General features: G+C 64.1%; 1 protein-coding gene and 1 pseudogene. One reads left to right on the forward strand and one right to left on the reverse strand.

Translation table 11 applies throughout. The features are described 5' to 3' along the window. Positions 1-352 (forward strand): annotated as a pseudogene (locus VGH54_RS12390) (5-methyltetrahydropteroyltriglutamate--homocysteine S-methyltransferase); the annotation flags it as partial. 47 nt (positions 353-399) lie between these two features. Here VGH54_RS12390 and VGH54_RS12395 read toward each other — a convergent pair. After that, a partial coding sequence (locus VGH54_RS12395) for a DUF3556 domain-containing protein (RefSeq protein ID WP_331512293.1) occupies positions 400-1,975 on the reverse strand: 1,576 nt, incomplete at its 5' end.

Below are 1,975 nucleotides of genomic sequence, written 5' to 3' on the forward strand. Positions count from 1 at the left end.
CCACACGCACCTGTGCTACTCGGAGTTCGGTGAGGTCATCGGCGCGATCGCCGACCTGGACGCCGACGTCACCTCGATCGAGGCGGCCCGCTCGCACATGGAGGTGCTCGACGACCTGAATTCGATCGGCTTCTCCAACAGCGTCGGGCCGGGTGTCTACGACATCCACTCGCCGAGGGTGCCGAGCACCGACGAGATTGCCACGTCGCTGCGTGCTGCGCTGAAAGCCGTTCCGGCTGAGCGGCTTTGGGTCAACCCGGACTGCGGCCTGAAGACCCGCAACTCCGACGAGGTCAACGCGTCGTTGGCCAACCTGGTCGCTGCGACCAAGGAAGTTCGCGCGGGAGCCTAGCCCCACTTGGCCGAGCGTCACATCAGCGTGGCGCTCGGCCTTCGCCCTCACGCTGGCGTGACATTCGACTTAACGTACACCGGGACATCGTCGGCCCACGGCTGGCGAGTCACCATGTCGGCGACCCGGACGTAGCCGCGTTCGAACTCACCGGTGGCGGCGTCCACCAGCCGGTACTGCTGGGTCTGACGATGAATAGGCTGGGCATCGAGCATCACCACACGCACTTCACCCGGTTCGAAGTGGCAGCGCTTCTGCAGAGCCGCAACCAACTGCTCGTTGCTGAAGTGCCCGTCGCCGAAGTTCCATCCGATGGCGGTGCTGGTGACGCGTTCGCCGTCGGTCAGGACGTAGTCGTCCTCGTTGTGGCCGGCCATCACCCGATGCGCCAGGGTGAACAGCGCCCGGCCGTGAGTGTTGAAGGCGCGGAACGCATATCCCATGTACATCGGAATCTGCGCGGCTTCCTTGCTGCCGTAGAACTTCTCCAATTGGGCGGCCGGCATGCTCGCGATAGCGACGACGCCGTTGGCGATCTTCGCCTCCGCCGACGGCTTGATGCACCACAGCGTGGTGTCCCAGTTGCCAGCGTAGTAGCGCATGCCGGGCAGGAAGGAAACCTTGCGCGGGAACAGGTTTCCGGTCACGACGGTGCCCGCCACGACCGCGAACAGCAGTAGCGGCAGCGGTGTGGTCAGGTCATGTAGTCCGACCGAGGCGTGCCCGACGAATAGCGCGAGCACGCTGAACATCATGAAGACATTCCACTCCAGCGGCACGCCCATCGGAATCGACGACAGGATGCCGAAGTGGAAGCACAGCATGACGAAGGCGGCGATCGCGGTAGGCCAGCCGCCATGGCTGAAGAAAAGCACCAGCGGCACCAGTCCCTCAATGGCCGTGCTGAAATGCGCGAGCCAGCGTGAGCGCCAGCCCGGTCGAAGGTCATCCGGAAAGTGCTCGAAGAACTGACGTTTGATGATCCGCGGCCGGAACATCGGGTTGTTGCTCATCATCGTCGAGATGACGAACGGGAAGTGCTTGTTGAGTTTGGATGTCGCCGCACCGAGCCAGATGACCAGGCACACCAGCTTCGCGCCCAGGATCAGATCGACGCCATGACCGGCGAACAGGAACGCGACCGTGAACGAGGCGTACACCTCCCCACGCGCGGCCAGGAAAATCACCTTGTCGCGCAGGCTCAATACCGCCAGCACACCGAGCACTGCCCAGATCTGCCATGCCGGCAGCACCCCGACCGTGGTGCCGAGCGCGGGCATCGGGCCGGCGCCATCGGAGAAGATCGCTATGACGAGCAGCACCAGCAACGTGCCGTAGAGCAGCGCGTCGAACGGTGTGCGGCTATCCCCCTTCGTGAACGGAATGCGGCCAGGCCACGGTGGCAGCCGGATGGTGCCGGGTCGCAACCAGTACAGGATCGAGCCCATCGGCGGGAAGAACCGGTTGTTCAGTGGCCCGAACCCGCAACCGAGACCGACCACTTCGAACAGCATCGTGTAGAGCACGACCTTCTCGAAGACGATCGGCTCGGCGTACCAGTGCGCGACATTGGTGAAGCCGTTGATGCCCGTCGTAGTCAGCGCCAGCAGCCAGGCCGCCAAG

The sequence above is a fragment of the Mycobacterium sp. genome (assembly GCF_036488105.1).
Taxonomy (GTDB): Bacteria; Actinomycetota; Actinomycetes; order Mycobacteriales; family Mycobacteriaceae; genus Mycobacterium.